Raw genomic sequence first — 18,651 nt, 5'->3', positions numbered from 1 at the left:
TTATTTTTTTATGCAATAAGTAGCGCAATGCCAGATAAATTCATAAGCTTCACCATTGTAGGTGCCTGGAACTTCTTCCTTGGTCGTGGTCTCCACAATGTATTTAGTATCCCATGGTAGGCCAAAAGAAACTTCACCATTATCGTCGGTGTACAATGTTTTGGACCATAGATCGGAAACATAGACTTTAAGCTCGTTTTTGACGATGGGTTCACCTTTGTACAATATTTGAAGTTTGATTTCTTCCCCATCATTTTCCAACTGCTTTATCACAATGCCTTCTCGATTTGCTGTTTTCGTGTCACCATCAGTTCCAACCAGAACCTTTGCTGTTGAATGGTAATGTGTTTTGAAAATACCGAAGTCGTACTGAGTGTAATCGATTACATCAATTTCATTGTTGTTCAAAGCGATGGTATAAACGCCATTTTGAGAGGGGGTGAAACTAGCCAAATAGTGGTCTTTTTTGGCTTCGCTGCTCAATTTTGTCTTTGTGCCATCTGGGGCAATAACCCATAAAGTAAATTTAGAAACAGCCGGAAAAGCTTCGCCCTCCACTTTTTCAATTACACCATAGGTGTATTCCCCGTAATGAACACGAACTTCTTGTGCTTTGCCCAACTTTCCGCTACTGTTGGTCTCAATCCACAAATAGTGAGCTGAGGCCGATAAAACGGGTAAGGGAATAAGCAATAGGGTTGCAATTAGTTTTTTCATTTTGTTTTCTTAGAATTTATAAGTGAAATTGGCAGAAAGACTTCTTAAGTTTTGTGGACTAATGGTAGACCAACCTTTGTAGTAGTCTTTGTTGGCTATGTTGTCCAACTTCAAAGTGATTCGGAAGTCACGGGCATCGTAAAAGGCGGACGCATTAAGAATCGTGTACTCATCAATAGTAAACGTACCATTAGATCTATTGAAGATTTTGTTCTCGCTGGCGTAGTTACCTCCAAATCCGAGTCCGAAGTTTTCCAAGGTACCTTGTGTAAATCTGTAGCTTGCCCAAACATTGGCCAAGTTCATTGGGCCTGCACTTTCTGGTCTAAACCCTGTAAAGCTGGCATCTCCTTCCTCTAATTTGCTATCATTATAGCTGTATCCTGCAATGATGTTCAATCCATCGATAGGAGAAGCGACAACACTGGCTTCAAAACCTTTACTGGTTTGTTCTCCGTCTTGAGTATAGAAATAGTTGTTGGCATCAGTATCGATTCGTTGTGACATATCGCTCACGGTAATATCGTAGTAGCTAAATGTGGCCGAAAGTCCATCGTTGAAGAAGTTCAACTTGGTACCGACCTCGAACTGGTTGGCATGCTCAGGGTTCAAGGCTCTCACGGATGTATTTCCGTCGGATAGCTCGGTTACGGGAGCCACATTGCTGAAACCGTTCATATAATTGGCGAACAACGATACTTTGTTCAAAATAGGCTGATAAACTAATCCAAACTTTGGTGAAAATGCAGTTTGGTTATATCCATCATTTGAGAAACGATCCACACGCAAACTAGCCATGGCGGATAATTCTGGCAATAGATTGATTACGTTAGAGGCGTAGGCACTTAAAATCTCTTGCTCTGCCTCGCTAAATTGTGCCCCTGGGTTGGCCAAGGTCGCGATTCCAGCATCGGCACCTGCTTGTGTCAACACACCGGAGTCATACAGGCCTGTTCCCATTGGGGTTCCGAAGTAATCATGTAGGGCAGGGGCAACGGCTTGGAATTCGTTGGGGTTTTCTCCAGCGTAAATAAATCCTTGGTTACCGTAGCCTGTACTGTTGTTTATGGTCCTGGTTTTAAGGTAATCCAAGCCCACTACCATACGATTGCGCATGGTTCCAATAGTAAAATCCCCGATAAAGTTTTGTTGTATGTCGGTTCCTAATGTTTCTGAGTTTTGGTTGCTGGTGTAACGAGCCAAAATAATACCGTCAGAAATAGGGCTTCCTGAAAGGCCTTCGGTCGTTGAGGTCACCTCGTACAAGTAGGAGTAGTAACCATCAGACTTGGCATTAGATCTGGAAACAACGGTTTGAGAGGTCCAAGAATCATTCAAAATGTAGTTCATTTGACCTTGCAGGCTATACGTTGGTGTGTCGATATACAAATCGTTGCTGGTGTAGGAGCGTTTGAAATCATAACCCAATTCATCCAAATTGGTTACACGAAGTGGCGAACCACGGTCTAGGAACAACATTGTTTGATTGGTGCTCCTACCATTGTAAAATTCGGTGTTGATGTTGAACGAAAGTCTATCACTTGCCTGAAATGCCAGTGAAGGTGCAAAAAAGAAAGACTTTCTAAATCCAGCATCTTGGTAGCTATTCTGGGTATGGTATGCCGTGTTCACCCGAATGGCAATGTTGTTTTGGTCACCCAAAGTGGTGTTAACATCAGCGCTTACTCTGTTGAGGCCATAACTACCTGAGGTGTAAGAGATATTTCCTCCAAAACCGTAGTATGGTTTTTTGGTGTTGATGTTGATCAAACCACCGTAAGAAATCAAGCTGCTGCCATACAAAGTTCCTGATGGGCCTTTGATTACTTCGATGGATTCGATGTTGGCTGGGTCTGGGCTACCGTTGGTTAATCCTGGTAAACCATTTATCATAGTGGGTTGAACAGGAAAACCACGCAATGAAAAGTAGCCAGCACCGTCGCTTCCTCTACCAGTAGATTCCCAAAGTTTGTCGATTCCAGGGGCGTTTTTAAGGGCACCATCAAAATTGGTGATTACCTGGTCCTGCAGCAATTCTGATGAGATAACATTGTAGACTTGTGGGTTCTCGATGTCTTTGAGTGGCATTTTAGATACATAGACACTTGCTTTACGTGTAAACTTGTTTACTTGATTGGCTTCAACTATAACTTCATTGAGTTGTTCTTGGCGCTCAACCATAACAATTGTTTGTACGTTGGTGGTCTGGTTAGCGTAAACGGTTACGGTTTTGTTCTGTGCGCCAAAACCTACCATCGAAAAAGTCAGGGTGTATGAGCCAGGGGCAAGATTGGATATTTTATATTCCCCTGAATAATCCGTGTTTGTACCTAAACTGGTGTTAGAAACGGCAATATTTACATTGCCAAGTGGGTTGTTGTTTTGATAGGTCACCTTTCCTTTTAGGCTGCCTGTTTGTGCTTGTACTGTCCCTAAAAAAGCTAAGCTTAAGACAAGTAATATATTCCTCATTTTATTTGTAATTAGTCTAAATAAGTTTGTGACGCAAATATATATTTCAATGTTTGATCACGCAATATATATTTAGACTAATTATAAATAGTGTTTAAAACGAATTTATAATATGCTGATAGATAAAAAAATAGATGTAAAATTTTAACAGTTTGAATACTGTTTAGAGCGAATTGATAGTTTTGCGAATCGCTGTCAGGTCTGTCAATAACTTTTCCAGAAGACTTAAATCCAACATGTTCGCACCATCACTTTTGGCATTGGCAGGGTCAAAATGTGTTTCCATAAAAAGGCCATCAACACCCGCTGCGATTCCAGCTCGAGCCATAGTTCCAATTAAAGCTGGCCTACCGCCCGTAACCCCAGAAGATTGATTGGGTTGCTGTAGGGAGTGGGTTACATCTAAAACCACGGGAGCATACTGTTTCATAGTTGGAACCCCACGGAAATCTACGATCATATCTTGGTATCCAAACATGGTGCCTCGATCGGTAATCCAAACTTGCTCGTTGCCCGAATCGGTTACTTTTTTTACAGCATGTTGCATACTTTCCGGGCTCATAAATTGCCCTTTCTTCAAGTTGACTACCTTGCCCGTTTCAGCAGCTGCAACCACCAAGTCGGTTTGTCTTACTAAAAATGCAGGAATTTGAAGTACATCTACATATTCGGCGGCCATGGAAGCATCCGATATTTCATGAATATCCGTTACTGTTGGAACTTCAAAGGTTTCCGAAACTTTTTTCAAAATTTTTAAGGCTTTTTCATCACCAATTCCCGTAAAGGAATCAATACGGCTACGGTTCGCCTTTTTAAAACTTCCTTTAAAAACATAGGGAATGTTGAGCTTGTCAGTTATGGCTACTACCTTTTCGGCAATTCGCATGGCCATGTCTTCGCCCTCAATGGCACATGGGCCAGCCAACAAGAAAAAATTGTCATTATCGGTATGTTTTATCTGTGGAATTTTGGTGATGTCCATTTCTTAAAGTTTGCACAAATATAGTATTAAACGATGGCATCCTTTTTAGATTTATGTAGATAAACCACTAACCATGACGTATCGATTTATTTTCATTGTTCTTTGTTTTGTTTCTACCATTTCGCAAGCGCAATGGCAAGAAAGGGGCGGCACTTTTGATTTGCCGCATCTGGAACGCCATCAATTTAAATTGAATTTATTGAGCCCTGGGTTTACGTACGAGCTGGGACTTTTCAAAAACCAAAGCGTCTCCACAAACTTGGGCTTGGCTACGGCAACATACGAAGAGGGATATGTATTTGGCCTGGCATCCAATAACCGTTATCGGTATTACCATAATTTTAATAGGAGGGAAAGACTGGATAAAAACACCTCTGGGAATTCAGGGAATTATATTGCCGCGGCCCAGGCCATATTCTTTTCGCAGCTTCGAATTTCAACTAATGTTGAAGGCCCAGACGATTTTAACCTCGGTTTTTACGGAATGGTCTATGGCATTCAACGTACTTATGAGAAAGGCTTCAACTTTAATCTGGAAGTTGGCGCAGGATACTACAGGGGAGACGGTGTGCCCGATGGTTATGGTCCCTTGTTCAATTTCACATTTGGTTGGGTGGCCACCAAAAGAAAGAAAAAGGACCCATATCTGGATTAAATAAAGCCATCAAGACATACTATTTTGGCAAAGTTTGGGTTATAATACTACCAAATTAACCTACAATGCGTCGCTTACTACTTCTGGCATTCCTGTCAACAGGTTTTTTTATGCATGCCCAATATGGGAAAAACTGCGAAATCCGTCAGTTTAAGCTCAATGCCTTTAACCCTGGAATCGAATACGAAATGGCTCTGGGAGTAAACAGCACTTTGGATTTCAGGGTGGCGTATCAGGCCGCTTTGGAACCTGCAAGCTCAAAACCTTTGGAAGATTTCGATTTTTTTCCAGCGATAACCGTTCAAAACCGATATTACCACAACCTCAATTCTAGAGAAAGACGCAGAAGGTCTATCTATGGGAATTCGGGGAACTATGTAGCGCCAACGGTAGCCATTTTTTCTCCAGGAGACCGTGTGGTCGAGGGGCGATTGGTGGATGGTATTCACGGCTATGGTGGCCTGGTTTATGGTGTTCAGCGTAGTTACGATTCAGGATTTAGTTTCTCCATAGATGCGGGTGCTGGCTATTATGTAGGACCATTTAAAGGTACTATTCAACCCGTGGTCAACCTGAGTATTGGTTGGATTATCAGCGAAAAGCGTTGGTGTGTTGGTCTGTAGATTTGGAACTCCCACAAAATCAATAAGATAAAAATAACATTTAGGTGTGCATACAAGAAAAAAATAGCAGTATCTTTGCGGGCTTAAAATTTAGGTTATGTCCAAAATTAAAAACATTGCAATCATTGCACACGTAGACCACGGTAAGACTACCTTGGTTGATAAAATTATGTACCATTGCCAGTTGTTCCGAGATAACGAGAACAAAGGCGACCTGATATTGGACAACAACGACCTGGAGAGGGAGCGTGGAATCACTATCGTTTCCAAAAACGTTTCTGTTGTTTACAAAGACACTAAAATTAATATTATAGATACCCCTGGTCACGCCGATTTTGGTGGTGAAGTAGAGCGTGTTTTGAATATGGCCGATGGAGTTTTGTTGCTGGTTGATGCCTTTGAAGGGCCAATGCCGCAGACCCGTTTTGTGCTTCAAAAAGCCATTGACCTTGGTTTAAAACCATGTGTGGTTATCAACAAAGTAGATAAAGAAAATTGTACCCCGGAGGAAGTGCACGAAAAGGTCTTCGACCTTATGTTTGAATTGGGTGCAGAAGAATGGCAGCTGGATTTCCCAACCGTTTATGGTTCTGCAAAGAACAACTGGATGGGTGAAGATTGGAAAGAGCCTACCGAAAACATTGAGCCTTTATTGGATATGGTTATCGAGCATGTTCCAGAATTTAAACCACAAGAAGGTACAACCCAGATGTTGATTACTTCATTGGATTTCTCTTCGTTCACCGGTCGAATTGCTATCGGTAGATTGCAAAGAGGAACGCTTCGTGAAGGACAGCAAGTTTCTTTGGTAAAAAGAGATGGCTCCATTGTAAAAACCAGAATCAAAGAACTTTATACGTTTGAAGGTTTAGGTCGCTTAAAGGTGGAAGAAGTTGTTGCAGGAGATATTTGTGCCATTGTTGGAATGGAAGGTTTTGAAATTGGTGATACCGTTGCCGATATTGAAAGCCCAGAAAAACTAAAGACCATCGCCATTGATGAGCCAACTATGAGTATGCTTTTCACCATTAACGATAGCCCGTTTTTTGGTAAGGATGGAAAGTTTGTTACTTCCAGACACATTAAAGAGCGTTTGGAAAAAGAATTGGAGAAAAACTTGGCACTTCGCGTTAAAGAGACTGATAGTGCCGATAAGTTTTTAGTATATGGTCGAGGCGTTTTGCACCTTTCTGTTTTGATCGAGACGATGAGAAGGGAAGGTTACGAACTTCAAATTGGTCAGCCACAGGTAATCATCAGAGAGATTGATGGAGTAAAATGTGAGCCTGTTGAGCATTTGACCATTGATTTGCCCGAAGAAGTATCCGGAAAGGCCGTGGAAATGGTATCCATCCGTAAAGGAGAAATGACCAGTATGGAAGCGAGAGGTTCCAGAATGGTTTGTGAATTTATCATTCCATCTAGGGGAATTATTGGTCTTAGAAACCAATTGTTGACCGCTACAGCTGGTGAGGCCATTATGGCGCACAGATTTTTCGAGTATCAACCCTTAAAAGGTGATATTGCTCAGCGATTGAACGGTTCTTTGGTTTCTATGGAAAACGGAACTGCGATTCCTTATTCTATTGATAAACTTCAGGATAGAGGTAAATTCTTCGTTGATCCGGGAGAAGATATTTACGAAGGTCAGGTAATTGGTGAGAACTCTCGTCAAGATGATATGACAGTAAATGTTACCAAGACTAAGAAACTGTCCAACGTTCGTTCTTCTGGAGCTGATGATAAGGCTAAGATTGTACCGGCCATCAAGTTTTCTTTGGAAGAAGCTTTGGAATACATCCAAAAGGATGAATACGTAGAGGTGACTCCAAACCACTTGAGGATTAGAAAAATCTATCTAAAAGAAGTGGACAGAAAAAGAAACAAAGTAGTTTAATCGAGAATATACTTCGAATATTTAGGAAAGCGAGTGAGGAAACTGATCTTCATTCGCTTTTCTTTTAAAGAATGGTAGTTGTTGTCATTTCGTCCCGATAGCTATTGGAAGTGAGAAATCTATTTGCTATAGATTCTTCATTCGCTTTGCTCGTTCAGAATGACAGTAAAAGTCTTGGCTCTGTTGGCCTTGAACTACTTAAAAATTATTGCAAATGGCCATGGTGCTGTTCGCGCAAACAGGATACGGCAGCTCCTATAATCCCAGCGTGGTTCATTAGTTCGGCCTTGACAACCTTGGTTTCAATATTGATGTGGTGGCTAAATTCTTCCCATTTTTTAGAAGTTCCACCGCCTACAATAATCAAATCTGGGGAAATTATAAGCTCTACATACTTTAAGAACTTGTTGAAGCGTTTGCCCCACTTTTCAAAGCTGAGCTCCTCCCTTTCTTTTGCGGAGGCAGCGGCCCATTTTTCTATTTTCTTGTGCTTCTTATAAGGAATTTGACCCAATTCAAAATTAGGGATCAAAACACCATTAAAGAATGCACCGCTTCCAAGACCGGTCCCGATGGTAATCATAACCACAAGTCCATTCTTTCCTTTTCCAATTCCATAGTTCATGGAGGCATATCCAGCGGCATCGGCATCGTTGAGTACGGTAAATTCTTGACCGGTATATTTGGTGAACAGCTCATCGATATTCACACCTACCCAACTTTTATGTAGATTTCCTGGAGACATACAGACCCCATTTTTTACGATTGACGGAAATCCGCAGCCTACAGGACCTTTATAATTAAAGTGATCCACAATTTCGGCCACGACTTTGGCCATGTCTTTTGGCTTTTTTGATTTTGGAGTTGGAATTCGGAAACGTTCTGTCAACATTTCCCCTGTTTCGGCGTTTACGAGGGCACCTTTAATGCCCGATCCGCCTATATCAATACCAAGAATTTCCATATATAGGAAGCGAAATTAGTTTAGACAAAGTAACAAAAACTTTTACTGATCAAGTAATTATATTGAAAATCAGTGGGCTATACGTGTTTTGTAGTGATTATATCGCTTTTTGAATTACTTCAAAAACCTTACTGGCATCACATTTCAACGTTTTGTGGGGATATTTCAAGATAAGGGCGTAATCGTGCGTGGCCATAATAATAGTTCTCCCATTTTGATTGATATCCTGCAATACTTTCATGACCTCTACACTGGTCTGCGGGTCGAGGTTTCCTGTAGGCTCGTCCGCCAAAATTAGTTCAGGGTCGTTCAAAAGGGCTCGGGCAATGGCGATGCGTTGTTGCTCCCCCCCGGAAAGCTCGTGAGGAAACTTGAAACCTTTGGTTTTCATGCCGACCTTATCCAGAACTTCCTCGATTTTATTGTCCATTTTTTTTGGGTCGGTCCATCCTGTTGCTTTAAGCACAAACCTAAGATTGTTGTTAATGTTACGATCGGGAAGCAATTTGAAATCTTGAAAAACTATGCCCAGTTTTCTGCGTAGAAATGGAATATCTTTTTCTTTCAAGGTTTTTAAATCAAAATCCACTACCTCTCCAGCTCCTTGTTTTAAGGGTAGGTCGGCGTAGAGGGTTTTCATAAAACTACTTTTCCCGCTACCAGTTTTGCCAATTACATAAACAAATTCTCCTTTTTTAACCTCAAGGTCAATATGGTTAAGGACTAAATTCTCGTTCTGGAACACGGCTACATCTTGTAACTTTACAATGGTCTCGGGCATAATTTTACTTCAATAGTTACACAAAAGTATTTGAAAATATGGTACGAGACATTAAAATCCACTATTTCTCCCGAATTTAAACTGATTTTGTAGTGGATACATTTTTCCAAATTTTAGTATTCAGATTTAGGTCTTCCACAATGCCAATTGCCTTTACAATGTCTTCATATAATAGTTCTAGCGCATTGGATGTTATCAGGTTTTTACTTTCGTTTAATCTTAAAAATCCATAAGGATGGTAAACTGCGAAGTACAGCTTGTTATTCTTGAAGGATAACATAATGGCCTTGCCGATTTTCTTTTTTAAACGGGTTATTCGCTGCATTAACGAGGTAGACATTACGTACCGTGCTTCTATTTGATCGGAACTATAAACAACAAATTCATTTTCAAATTCAGTGTCCTCAAGATTTACCAATTGATTGCTGCTTATATTTATGGACTGGATTGTTTTCGCCAAGTATCCGATTCTTTTTCGAACTGATCGGGTAAAACAATAGTTGTTCCATTAAAATTTTTGTTGAATTCGACAATGGCAAACATGCCTAAAAATTGGCTTCCTACTTGTTCAAGCGTGTGTTTTTTGGAGAACCATGGCCTAATGTAGTTGTAAATTATGTAGAGGTAATTTAATCCAGGGACATACATGAAATAAGAATTGCCACTGCGGTTTAGTGTCTTTACAGCTCCCATTGTAATTGATGTGTTGCTAACTTTCCCAGAAAATATTCCGCGACTCAGATTATATACTGAATTTACTTTTGTGGCTTTTTTGAATCGGAGCTGGTGGGTTGATATCAATTCGCTCTCTGCAATTACTTTCGGGTTAATTTGCTTGTGCTCATCAAACTTGAATGTTGGTGCTATCTTACCTATAACGGCTCTTATAATTTGTTTTTCTATAGTGCCATATTTGGCTTTCTGGCTTCTGGAAAGGATCATGAAAAAGAAGAAAAATCCCCAGAATAGCAGCATATATAATTGAGGGGAAAAGTGCCATAGGTCTTTGTTTTGAATTGCTTCAAACCATTTTGTCAGTTTGGAACTGAACAGGTATACGAACAAGGGAATTGAAATTCCAAGTAAAAGAATAAATTGAAGGAGCAAGGAATTCATCACTTTAAAAAATCGATAGACTCGTCTTCTTTTTTCCGCTTGTTGAAGTAGGGTCAAAAGTTCTTTTTGAATGGTGCTGTAACCATTCATAGTAAAGTTTTCTTAAAAAGAAACTTTTGGTTCTTCGGATTCCAAAGGACCTATTTTATAGAAAGTTTTGCAGGAGCATAAAGTTTTGACTGGCCTTCAAATCAGGATAAGCTTCCAAGGTAATGTTTAGTTTTCCTAATAGTTGATCTATATCACTTTCAAGGTTCAGTCTTTGTTCGGAGGGTAGGTTTCCTTCCAAAATTCTTTCTCTCAGTTTTGATGGTAATCAGAGTTTCGCTCTCATGTTTGGTGTAACCTTTAATGGTGTTTACCAATTGTGGAATCAGGTCGGTTCTTTTCTTTAGCATTACATCGATGCTGCTATATGCTTCTTTAACCTTGTTCTTTTTACTGATTAGGTTGTTGTATATAAGTACACCGACCAATAAAAATGCCAAAGGGATAATCGCTAAGTATGTCATCTCAACAAATAATTAATTAAATAATAGGACAAATCATAAATGCTGTCCAGTTTTAAAAATTTAATGGCTTTTTCAGCCTATTATGTTGAGGTTTTGGAAATTATGGCCGATAAGGTTTTTCGGCAGTTGGGCTAAAATTACTATTTAGTGGCAATAAATCAAGCCTAGGGTCGTAAATTTCGGCAAATGACATTTTAAAATATACTTTGGCCTTAATTTTGACGTTATGAGTAAAGTCAATCGAGAACAGCGTAGAACACTATGAATCGAAAAAACCTTCTTTGTATTCCCATTTTAATGGGAACTTTTTTTGTGCTTTCTGCACAGGAAACCAAAATATATACCCACGAAAACAAAGCCTATCAAGATGCCTTGGCGCTCTATAACAATGAGCAATACCAAGCGGCACAGAACATTTTTGAGTCCGTAAAGGCATCTACTAAAGATGGCGAGACAGAAGCCAATAGCGCATATTATGCAGCAAATGCCGCCATTCGACTGAACCAGCGTGGGGCGGATAAAATGATGGAAGACTTCGTGGAACGATACCCAACATCCACCAAAAGGAATTCCGCTTTTTTGGATGTGGCCGATTATTATTTTGAGACAGGAAAATATCCATACGCCTTAAAATGGTACAAAAAGGTGGATGAAAATTCGATGCCTTATTCGGAAAGAGATCGTTTTAATTTTAACAATGGCTATGCCTTGTACGCATCCAAACGCCCGAAAGAGGCTGAACGCTATTTGAACAAGGTCACCACTTCCCAAAAATATGGTTCGCAGGCGAAATATTATTTGGGATACATTGCCTACGAACAGGATGATTACAATTCAGCAAGTGCCCGTTTCGACCAAATCCAGGACCCTGAATTACTTGATGAAAAACTATCATACTATCAGGCAGATCTGAACTTTAAGCTAGGAAAATTTGAAGAAGCTATTGCGATGGCCAAAAAGCAATTGGCAAAAAGTAATCGTCAAGAAGTTTCTGAACTCAACAAGATTATTGGCGAAAGCTATTTCAACCTGGAACAATATGCAGAGGCTATTCCGTATTTGAAGGAATATCGTGGTAAACGTGGTAAATGGAACAATACCGATTACTATCTGCTTGGGTATAGCCACTACAAATTGGGCGATTACCAAAAAGCCATTCAACAATTCAACAAAATTATAGGGGGAAGCAATGCGGTTTCCCAGAATGCATACTATCACTTGGCCGAATGTTATTTAAAATTGGATAAAAAATCGGAGGCATTGAACGCCTTCCGAAACGCTTCACAAATGGAATTCAGTCCCGAAATCCAAAAAGATGCCTGGTTGAACTATGCCCGTTTGAGCTACGAAATTGGCAATGCCTATGAACCCGTACCTCAGGTTTTGACCACCTATTTGGAAAAATATCCAAAGGATGGGCATCAATTGGAAATTCAGGAACTTTTGGTGGACTCCTACATTACCTCTCGAAATTTTGAAGGAGCTATGAAGCTTTTGGAGGAGAATAAAAACTACGCTAGCAAAGAGACCTACCAAAAAGTGGCCTATTACCGTGGTGTTGAACTTTTTATTGATGGAGATTACGAAGGTGCTTGGGAAAGATTCGATAAATCCCTGAAAAGTGCAGAAAACTCGAGTTTTGAAGCGCGTGCTTTGTATTGGAAAGCAGAGTCAGCCTATAGGTTGAACCGTTTTGAGGAAGCCTTGGTCGATTTTGTTAGGTTCCAAAACTCCCCAACAGCAAAATCACTTTCGGAATATGACCAGTTGGATTACAATTTAGGGTATTCCTATTTCAAACTGAAAGATTACAACAACGCCATATCTTATTTTCAAAATGTGGTGGCTTCAAACGCTATTGATGATCAAAGAAAAAACGATGGTTACCTGCGTTTAGGTGATAGCTATTTCGTGAACAGCAAGTATCAATTAGCGAAGAAGGCCTATAATACTTCATCAAAGATGAATGGACCCGAAAGGGATTATGCTGCCTTCCAAAAAACACTTTGCGATGGCTTTTTGGGCAATAATTCGGCAAAAATCGATGGATTGAACGAATTCTTAAGAATGTTCCCTACATCATCATTACGGGATGATGCCTTATTTGAATTGGGGAACTCCTATATCAAAAACAATCAAGAAAGTTTAGGGCTTCAAACTTACGATAGAATCGTGGACGAATTCTCCCGCAGCAAATTTGCTCCAAGAGGATTATTGCGTTCTGGATTGGTGTATTATAATTCCAATCGTAACGATCAAGCTTTGGAAAAACTTAAGGAGGTGGTTCAAAAATATCCCAATACGCAAGAAGCTAAACAAGCCGTAGCTACCGCCAAACTGGTTTATGTGGACGAAGGTCGGGTAAGCGAATATGCAGCTTGGGCCAGAAACTTGGATTTTGTGGAGGTCACCGATACCGAATTGGACAATGCCAGTTTTGAATCTGCTGAAAGAAAACATATTGAGGGTAAAATTCCGGCAGCCATTCGCGGGTATGAGGATTATTTAAAAGAATTCCCGAACGGATTGCACGCCCAAAACGCGAATTTTGCTTTGGCACAACTCTATTTTGCCAATGGAGAAAAAGATAAGGCCCTACCAAAGTATAAGGCTGTTGCAGATAGTGGGAATGGTGAATATACCGAACAGGCCTTGACCCGTGTTTGTGAAATCTATGTGGAAAAACAGGACTACAACAGCGCTATCCCGTATTTAAAAAGATTGGAGAGTACCGCAGATATTTCAGAAAACAAAACCTTTGCACAATCCAATTTGATGAAAGGTTTTTACGGACAGAAGGACTATTCACAAACTATTGATTATGCCGAAAAGGTGTTGAACGCTCCAAAAATTGATGATCGCATTAAAAGTGATGCGCAGATTATGATTGCACGCTCCGCTATTGCTACCGATAATGAAAGTTTGGCAAAAACAGCCTATCAAGATGTTAGAAAAATTGCTTCAGGAGAACTTGCGGCCGAAGCGTGGTACTACGATGCGTATTTTAAAAATCAGGAACAGGCTTTTGAAGCATCCAACGAGTCCGTTCAAAAATTGGCCAAGGATTATGCGGCCTACAAGGAATGGGCCGGAAAAGGCTTGGTGATTATGGCCAAGAACTTTTACAATTTGGGAGATGCCTTCCAGGCCACCTACATTTTGGAAAGCGTCATCTCCAATTTTTCTGAATTTGAGGAAATCGTTGCGGAAGCAGAAAGCGAGTTGGCCACTATCAAAGCCAAAGAAGCAGAGAGCAATTCATCCGTAGACCCCAACGAAAATTAAACGAGACACAAGATGCAAAAGAGAACCTATATATTTTCATTACTTTTTTTGAGCCTTTGCGGAGCTGTTATCGCCCAGGAAGAGGATAACATTGGTACGGAAACGGTAACGGTAGTAAAACCGTATTCCCCAACCGTTTCGGATGCCTTTAAGATTAAATCGTCACCATCTTTGAGCGATTCCATTGTGCTGCAAAAGAAAAAAATCAACTACAGTATTTTTTCTGTGCCCGTGGCATCGACTTTTACACCTGCAAAAGGAAAGGCTTCGGGAGTGGAAAAAACACCCCCGCCTACATTGTACAATTCGTATGCATCGGTTGGTTTGGGCAATTTCAATAATGCTTTGGTGGATTTTTACACAAGCCGCGAATTTAATAGGGGTGAAGATTTGTTGGATTTTGGCCTTACCCATAACTCGTCCCGTGGTGATTTGGATTCTACACCCTTGGAAACGGATTTCTACGATACCAAATTGAATGCTTCCTACGCGAAAAAGGACCGCTATATGGATTGGGGTGCGGCCATTGGGTTGCAGCACCAACTATACAATTGGTACGGAATCCAGAGTGAATTGTTCAGTGAGGATGAAATCAATGCAATGGACGAGACGCAAAACTATTTCAATGCCGAGGCCAAGGCCCATTTTAATATGGAGGATTCCTATTTTAAAAGTGGTAATGTATTGTTGAGGCGTTTTTGGGACGCCACGGAATCTGCAGAGAACAGAGCTGTCATCAACCCAACTTTTGAGCTTCCCATTACCGAGGAATTGATTACAATCTCTGCTAAAGTGGATTATGTAGGAGGGAGTTTTAAAAATAGTGACATTAACGAATTTGATAATCAGGGAGAACAAAAATACAGTAACCTTCAGGCTGGGGTAACCCCTAGTCTTTTGATTTTACGGGACGACCTTACCTTGAGCTTGGGGGCCAATATCGTTTACGGATTGGATATGGAAAACAGTAAAAACAACTTTTATATTTATCCAGCTGTAACGGCATCATACCGTGTAATGGACGAAAATGTGATTGCCTATGGTGGAATCGAAGGTGATTTGAAGCAAAACTCCTATCACGATTTTGTGAATGAAAACCCATATGTGTCACCAACGCTCAATATTACACCCACTGACCAACAGTATGAAGGATATCTCGGACTTAAAGGCCAGTTGACCTCCACTGTGGGGTATAACATCAAAGGGTCCTACATGGCAGAAAACAGAAAACCGCTTTTCTATCAGAACACTATAAACACTTCCAGAACTGATGAAAAGAGTTATTATTATGGTAATTCCTTTCAAGTTTTTTATGATGATGTAAAAACCCTGGGTGTATTTGGAGAAATCAATGTGGATATTAACCGTAATTTTTCTTTGGGAGTGAACGCTGAGTTCTATGATTATGATACTGAAACGGATAATCCTGCATGGAATTTACCATCCATTAAAGGGTCTTTGTTTATGGATTATCAAATAACGGATCAGTGGTATATTGGTGCCAACTTGTTCTATGTTGGGGAAAGGGATGCTTTGACATCTGTTGCCTTAACAAACAATGTACCCCCGACAATTTCTTATGCACCAATAACCTTGGATGCCTTTTTTGATGCCAATGCTCATGTTGGTTATAGGTTCAATGATCAACTCTCCATTTTTGTAAAAGCATCCAATATTGCCAATAACAATTACCAGCGTTGGGCCAATTTTAGGGTGCAAGGTTTTCAGGCTTTGGCAGGGGTGTCCTATAAGTTTGACTTCTAGATCGTAGGAGAATACGCAATAAATTGTTAAAAAGACCGTTCATTACTTTCTGTCAATTCATTGATATTCTGATGATTGTCAGTTCCAAATTAGTTGGAAGACATGAAAGTACGACCTCATTACATACTATTCTTGCTGATGATTTCACCAGGCTTTGGACAGAATTTGGTGCAAAACGGTGGTTTTGAGGATTTTGTTTCCTGCCCGGTTAAAATGAGCAATCTAAATAAAGATGCCGAGCATTGGAGTGCCCCTACACTGGGGACCACCGATTATTTTAACGAGTGCAGCCGAACCAAACTGGGCGTCCCCATGAACTTTAAGGGCAAACAAGAACCTTATGAAGGTGCAGCTTATGCGGGACTATATCTATTCGCCCCTCGTGATTACCGTGAGTACATTCAAGTACCGTTAAAGGAAACATTGGAAAAGGGAAGTCGATATCGATTGACCTTATTTTTGAGTCTCTCCGAAAAATCGGATGGTGCGGTGATGGATATGGGTGCTGTTTTTGCCGAAAAACCACTTTCTGTACATACCAAGCGCGAACTTTCACAAAATGAACTTTATACCGCCTCTACCCAAACATCACATATCAAACAATTTCCAGTTACTGGGTATTATCAGGATAAGCAAAATTGGATGGAACTGAGTTTTGATATCGTGTCCAAAGGTTTTGAAAACTACCTCATTCTTGGAAATTTCAAAAGCAATGCAGGTACTAATTACTTGAAGACTATAAACACTTCGAAAAGGGAAGAAGGTTATTCCTATTACTATTTGGATGATATTTCTTTAACCTATCTGGGTCCCGAATACAAAACTGATGAAGTTTATGTGCTGGACCACGTCAATTTTAATTTTGATCGTTTTGATCTTCAGCCCAAAGCGGAGCAAAGTCTTCGCGATGTTTATGAGCACCTCAAGAAAAACCCCAACCTAAAGGTTGCTATTAACGGGCATACGGATGATTTGGGTTCCGATGAATATAACGATGTGCTTTCTCGCGAGAGAGCGAGTTCGGTGGCACAGTATTTAATCAATTTGGGATTGGATAAAAATAGAATTACATCCAAAGGTTTTGGAGATAGTAAACCGTTGGATACCACACTAACCGAAGAGGCACGAAGAAAGAATCGTAGAGTGGAATTTGTGATGACGAAGTTTGAGGACGAAAACCCGTAAATTACCCATGCTTTTTCTATTTTTGGTGCAAACCAACAGAAATGAAAAAGATTCTTTTAATAGCTACCGCCCTTTTAGTTTTTTCTTGCAATACCAAGGATGAGGTAGACCTTATCGTTACCAATGCCAACATCTATACCGTAGATGCTGATTTTTCCAAAGCGTCCAGCGTAGCCATCAAAGATGGAAAATTTGTTGCCGTTGGAGATTCCGAAGAAATTTTTAAAAAATATAACGCACAAGAGCAATTGGATGCCGAAGGCAAAACGATTGTTCCCGGTCTTATTGATGCGCATTGTCACTTTTATGGCTTGGGACAGAATCAACAAGTAGTAGATTTGGTCGGTACCGAAAGTTTTGATGAAGTATTGGAAAAGGTAGCGGCCTTTCAAAAAGAGCGTCCTTCAGAATTTATCTGGGGTAGGGGATGGGACCAAAATGATTGGGAGGTAAAAGAATTTCCGACCAAGGCTAAATTGGATGAACTATTTCCTGATATCCCTGTTGTTTTGGAGCGAATTGATGGCCACGCCTATCTCGTCAACCAAAAAGTATTGGATATGGCTGGCATTACTGCTGATACGGAAACGGAAGGTGGTGAAATTGTCAAAGAAAATGGAGAAATTACAGGTGTTTTAGTCGATAATCCGATGGGCTTGGTCAATAATGTGATTCCCCAAGCCAGTCTGGAACAAAAGATACAAGCACTCAAAGATGCTGAGCGGATTTCTTTGGATTATGGATTGACCACAGTTAACGACGCCGGTCTGTCCAGAGACATCATCGAATTGATAGATAGTTTGCAGCAAGCCGATGAATTGTCTATCCGAGTATATGCCATGGTGTCCAATTATCCGGAAAATCTGGATTACTTTTTGAGCAAGGGCATTATCAAAACAGATGGATTGAATGTTCGTTCCGTAAAAGTGTATGGCGACGGTGCTTTGGGCTCAAGAGGAGCGGCGTTAAGAGCACCCTATTCCGATAAGCCAGGGCATTTTGGTGCTATGGTAACCCCTGTGGACCAAATTGAAGCCTTAGCGCAACGAATTGCCGCGACCGATTACCAGATGAACACCCATGCCATTGGTGATTCTGCCAACATTGTGGTGCTTCGGGCATATGAAAAAGCTTTGGAAGGAAAAACCGACCGCAGGTGGAAAGTGGAACACGCGCAGGTAATCTCCCCATCCGATTTTGATTATTTTGAAAACGGCATCATTCCGTCCGTTCAGCCTACCCACGCCACTAGCGATATGTACTGGGCCGAGGATAGATTGGGCGAAGAGCGTGTCAAGGGTGCCTATGCCTACAAAGATTTGTTGGACAAGGCGGGAATGGTTGCCTTGGGCACCGATTTCCCAGTAGAGCAAGTAAATCCATTTTTGACCTTTTATGCAGCGGTGGCTCGTCAAGACGTGGAACAATATCCCGAAGGTGGTTTTCAAATGGAGAATGCTTTGAGCAGGGAAGAGACATTGAAAGGAATGACCATTTGGGCGGCTTACTCCAATTTTGAAGAAGATGAAAAAGGAAGTATTGAGCCCGGTAAGTTTGCCGACTTCGTTATTCTAAGTGATGATATTATGACGATTCCATCCGAAGAAATACCTAATGTAACTGCCGAGCATGTTTTCTTGGGCGGCGTTCGGAAAAAATAATAGGGTTTTGTCATTCTGAACAAAGTGAAGAATCTCT

14 protein-coding genes and 1 pseudogene are annotated in these 18,651 nt (G+C 40.7%); 7 read left to right on the top strand and 8 right to left on the bottom strand.

The window, feature by feature from the left end:
- The 3 genes from D2V08_RS13685 to kdsA all read right to left on the bottom strand — a co-directional run bounded on the left by D2V08_RS13685 (position 1) and on the right by kdsA (position 4,171).
- Positions 1-717: a DUF4198 domain-containing protein gene (locus D2V08_RS13685; protein ID WP_119608722.1), complete on the bottom strand. Its 717-nt coding sequence runs from the start codon at positions 715-717 to the stop codon at positions 1-3.
- Between the two features lie 9 nt (positions 718-726).
- Positions 727-3,189 (bottom strand): TonB-dependent receptor, encoded by a 2,463-nt coding sequence (locus tag D2V08_RS13680; protein WP_119608721.1) that lies wholly within the window; start codon positions 3,187-3,189, stop codon positions 727-729.
- Between the two features lie 163 nt (positions 3,190-3,352).
- Positions 3,353-4,171 carry a 3-deoxy-8-phosphooctulonate synthase gene (kdsA, locus tag D2V08_RS13675; protein ID WP_119608720.1) on the bottom strand — a complete coding sequence of 273 codons (819 nt, stop codon included), beginning with the start codon at positions 4,169-4,171 and terminating at the stop codon, positions 3,353-3,355.
- A gap of 73 nt (positions 4,172-4,244) precedes the next feature.
- Here kdsA and D2V08_RS13670 point away from each other — a divergent pair, with 73 nt between their 5' ends.
- The 3 genes from D2V08_RS13670 (at position 4,245) to typA (ending at position 7,346) form a co-directional block, all read left to right on the top strand.
- Positions 4,245-4,826 (top strand): hypothetical protein, encoded by a 582-nt coding sequence (locus tag D2V08_RS13670; RefSeq protein ID WP_119608719.1) that lies wholly within the window; start codon positions 4,245-4,247, stop codon positions 4,824-4,826.
- 65 nt (positions 4,827-4,891) lie between these two features.
- The gene (locus D2V08_RS13665) at positions 4,892-5,449 is read left to right on the top strand and encodes a hypothetical protein (RefSeq protein ID WP_147374130.1); all 558 of its coding nucleotides are present in this window, start codon (positions 4,892-4,894) and stop codon (positions 5,447-5,449) included.
- Positions 5,450-5,546: 97 nt separating this feature from the next.
- Positions 5,547-7,346 (top strand): translational GTPase TypA, encoded by a 1,800-nt coding sequence (gene typA / locus D2V08_RS13660; protein WP_119608717.1) that lies wholly within the window; start codon positions 5,547-5,549, stop codon positions 7,344-7,346.
- Positions 7,347-7,551: 205 nt separating this feature from the next.
- Here typA and ppgK read toward each other — a convergent pair whose 3' ends face one another.
- The 5 genes and pseudogenes from ppgK to D2V08_RS18100 all read right to left on the bottom strand — a co-directional run bounded on the left by ppgK (position 7,552) and on the right by D2V08_RS18100 (position 10,605).
- Positions 7,552-8,310 carry a polyphosphate--glucose phosphotransferase gene (gene ppgK / locus D2V08_RS13655; protein ID WP_119608716.1) on the bottom strand — a complete coding sequence of 253 codons (759 nt, stop codon included), beginning with the start codon at positions 8,308-8,310 and terminating at the stop codon, positions 7,552-7,554.
- Positions 8,311-8,407: 97 nt separating this feature from the next.
- Entirely contained in the window at positions 8,408-9,091 is a 684-nt protein-coding gene (locus tag D2V08_RS13650) for a cell division ATP-binding protein FtsE (protein WP_119608715.1), read from the bottom strand.
- 76 nt (positions 9,092-9,167) lie between these two features.
- The gene (locus D2V08_RS13645) at positions 9,168-9,551 is read right to left on the bottom strand and encodes a DUF3137 domain-containing protein (protein ID WP_182835554.1); all 384 of its coding nucleotides are present in this window, start codon (positions 9,549-9,551) and stop codon (positions 9,168-9,170) included.
- Complete coding sequence (locus D2V08_RS13640; RefSeq protein ID WP_119608713.1) at positions 9,527-10,297, bottom strand: hypothetical protein; 771 nt, start codon at positions 10,295-10,297, stop codon at positions 9,527-9,529. The genes D2V08_RS13645 and D2V08_RS13640 overlap by 25 nt, the downstream gene beginning before the upstream one ends.
- 55 nt (positions 10,298-10,352) lie before the next feature.
- Positions 10,353-10,605: pseudogene (locus tag D2V08_RS18100) on the bottom strand (LemA family protein).
- A gap of 375 nt (positions 10,606-10,980) precedes the next feature.
- On the opposite strand from D2V08_RS18100, the gene D2V08_RS13625 reads away from it, so the two are divergent.
- From D2V08_RS13625 to D2V08_RS13610, 4 genes are all read left to right on the top strand, one after another.
- Positions 10,981-14,004 carry a tetratricopeptide repeat protein gene (locus D2V08_RS13625; protein WP_119608710.1) on the top strand — a complete coding sequence of 1,008 codons (3,024 nt, stop codon included), beginning with the start codon at positions 10,981-10,983 and terminating at the stop codon, positions 14,002-14,004.
- Between the two features lie 12 nt (positions 14,005-14,016).
- On the top strand, positions 14,017-15,768 hold the full coding sequence (locus D2V08_RS13620) for a TonB-dependent receptor (protein ID WP_119608709.1): 1,752 nt from the start codon (positions 14,017-14,019) through the stop codon (positions 15,766-15,768).
- Positions 15,769-15,870: 102 nt separating this feature from the next.
- Positions 15,871-16,953: an OmpA family protein gene (locus D2V08_RS13615; RefSeq protein ID WP_147374127.1), complete on the top strand. Its 1,083-nt coding sequence runs from the start codon at positions 15,871-15,873 to the stop codon at positions 16,951-16,953.
- A gap of 41 nt (positions 16,954-16,994) precedes the next feature.
- Positions 16,995-18,614, top strand: a complete 1,620-nt coding sequence (locus D2V08_RS13610; RefSeq protein ID WP_119608707.1) for an amidohydrolase — start codon at positions 16,995-16,997, stop codon at positions 18,612-18,614.
- Positions 18,615-18,651: the final 37 nt, after the last annotated feature.

Source organism: Flagellimonas lutimaris, from assembly GCF_003581615.1.
GTDB classification, from domain to species: Bacteria; Bacteroidota; Bacteroidia; order Flavobacteriales; family Flavobacteriaceae; genus Flagellimonas; species Flagellimonas lutimaris.
This window is presented reverse-complemented; position numbering and strand designations above follow the sequence as displayed.

What these genes read in the sequence shown, in the direction of transcription:
- D2V08_RS13665 (WP_147374130.1), top strand. Translation starts at nt 4,892, where the DNA reads ATGCGTCGCTTACTACTTCTGGCATTCCTGTCAACAGGTTTTTTTATG.
- D2V08_RS13610 (WP_119608707.1), top strand. Translation starts at nt 16,995, where the DNA reads ATGAAAAAGATTCTTTTAATAGCTACCGCCCTTTTAGTTTTTTCTTGC.
- D2V08_RS13670 (WP_119608719.1), top strand. Translation starts at nt 4,245, where the DNA reads ATGACGTATCGATTTATTTTCATTGTTCTTTGTTTTGTTTCTACCATT.
- kdsA (WP_119608720.1), bottom strand. Translation starts at nt 4,171, where the DNA reads ATGGACATCACCAAAATTCCACAGATAAAACATACCGATAATGACAAT.
- D2V08_RS13685 (WP_119608722.1), bottom strand. Translation starts at nt 717, where the DNA reads ATGAAAAAACTAATTGCAACCCTATTGCTTATTCCCTTACCCGTTTTA.
- D2V08_RS13640 (WP_119608713.1), bottom strand. Translation starts at nt 10,297, where the DNA reads ATGAATGGTTACAGCACCATTCAAAAAGAACTTTTGACCCTACTTCAA.
- D2V08_RS13680 (WP_119608721.1), bottom strand. Translation starts at nt 3,189, where the DNA reads ATGAGGAATATATTACTTGTCTTAAGCTTAGCTTTTTTAGGGACAGTA.
- typA (WP_119608717.1), top strand. Translation starts at nt 5,547, where the DNA reads ATGTCCAAAATTAAAAACATTGCAATCATTGCACACGTAGACCACGGT.
- ppgK (WP_119608716.1), bottom strand. Translation starts at nt 8,310, where the DNA reads ATGGAAATTCTTGGTATTGATATAGGCGGATCGGGCATTAAAGGTGCC.
- D2V08_RS13650 (WP_119608715.1), bottom strand. Translation starts at nt 9,091, where the DNA reads ATGCCCGAGACCATTGTAAAGTTACAAGATGTAGCCGTGTTCCAGAAC.
- D2V08_RS13620 (WP_119608709.1), top strand. Translation starts at nt 14,017, where the DNA reads ATGCAAAAGAGAACCTATATATTTTCATTACTTTTTTTGAGCCTTTGC.
- D2V08_RS13625 (WP_119608710.1), top strand. Translation starts at nt 10,981, where the DNA reads ATGAATCGAAAAAACCTTCTTTGTATTCCCATTTTAATGGGAACTTTT.
- D2V08_RS13615 (WP_147374127.1), top strand. Translation starts at nt 15,871, where the DNA reads ATGAAAGTACGACCTCATTACATACTATTCTTGCTGATGATTTCACCA.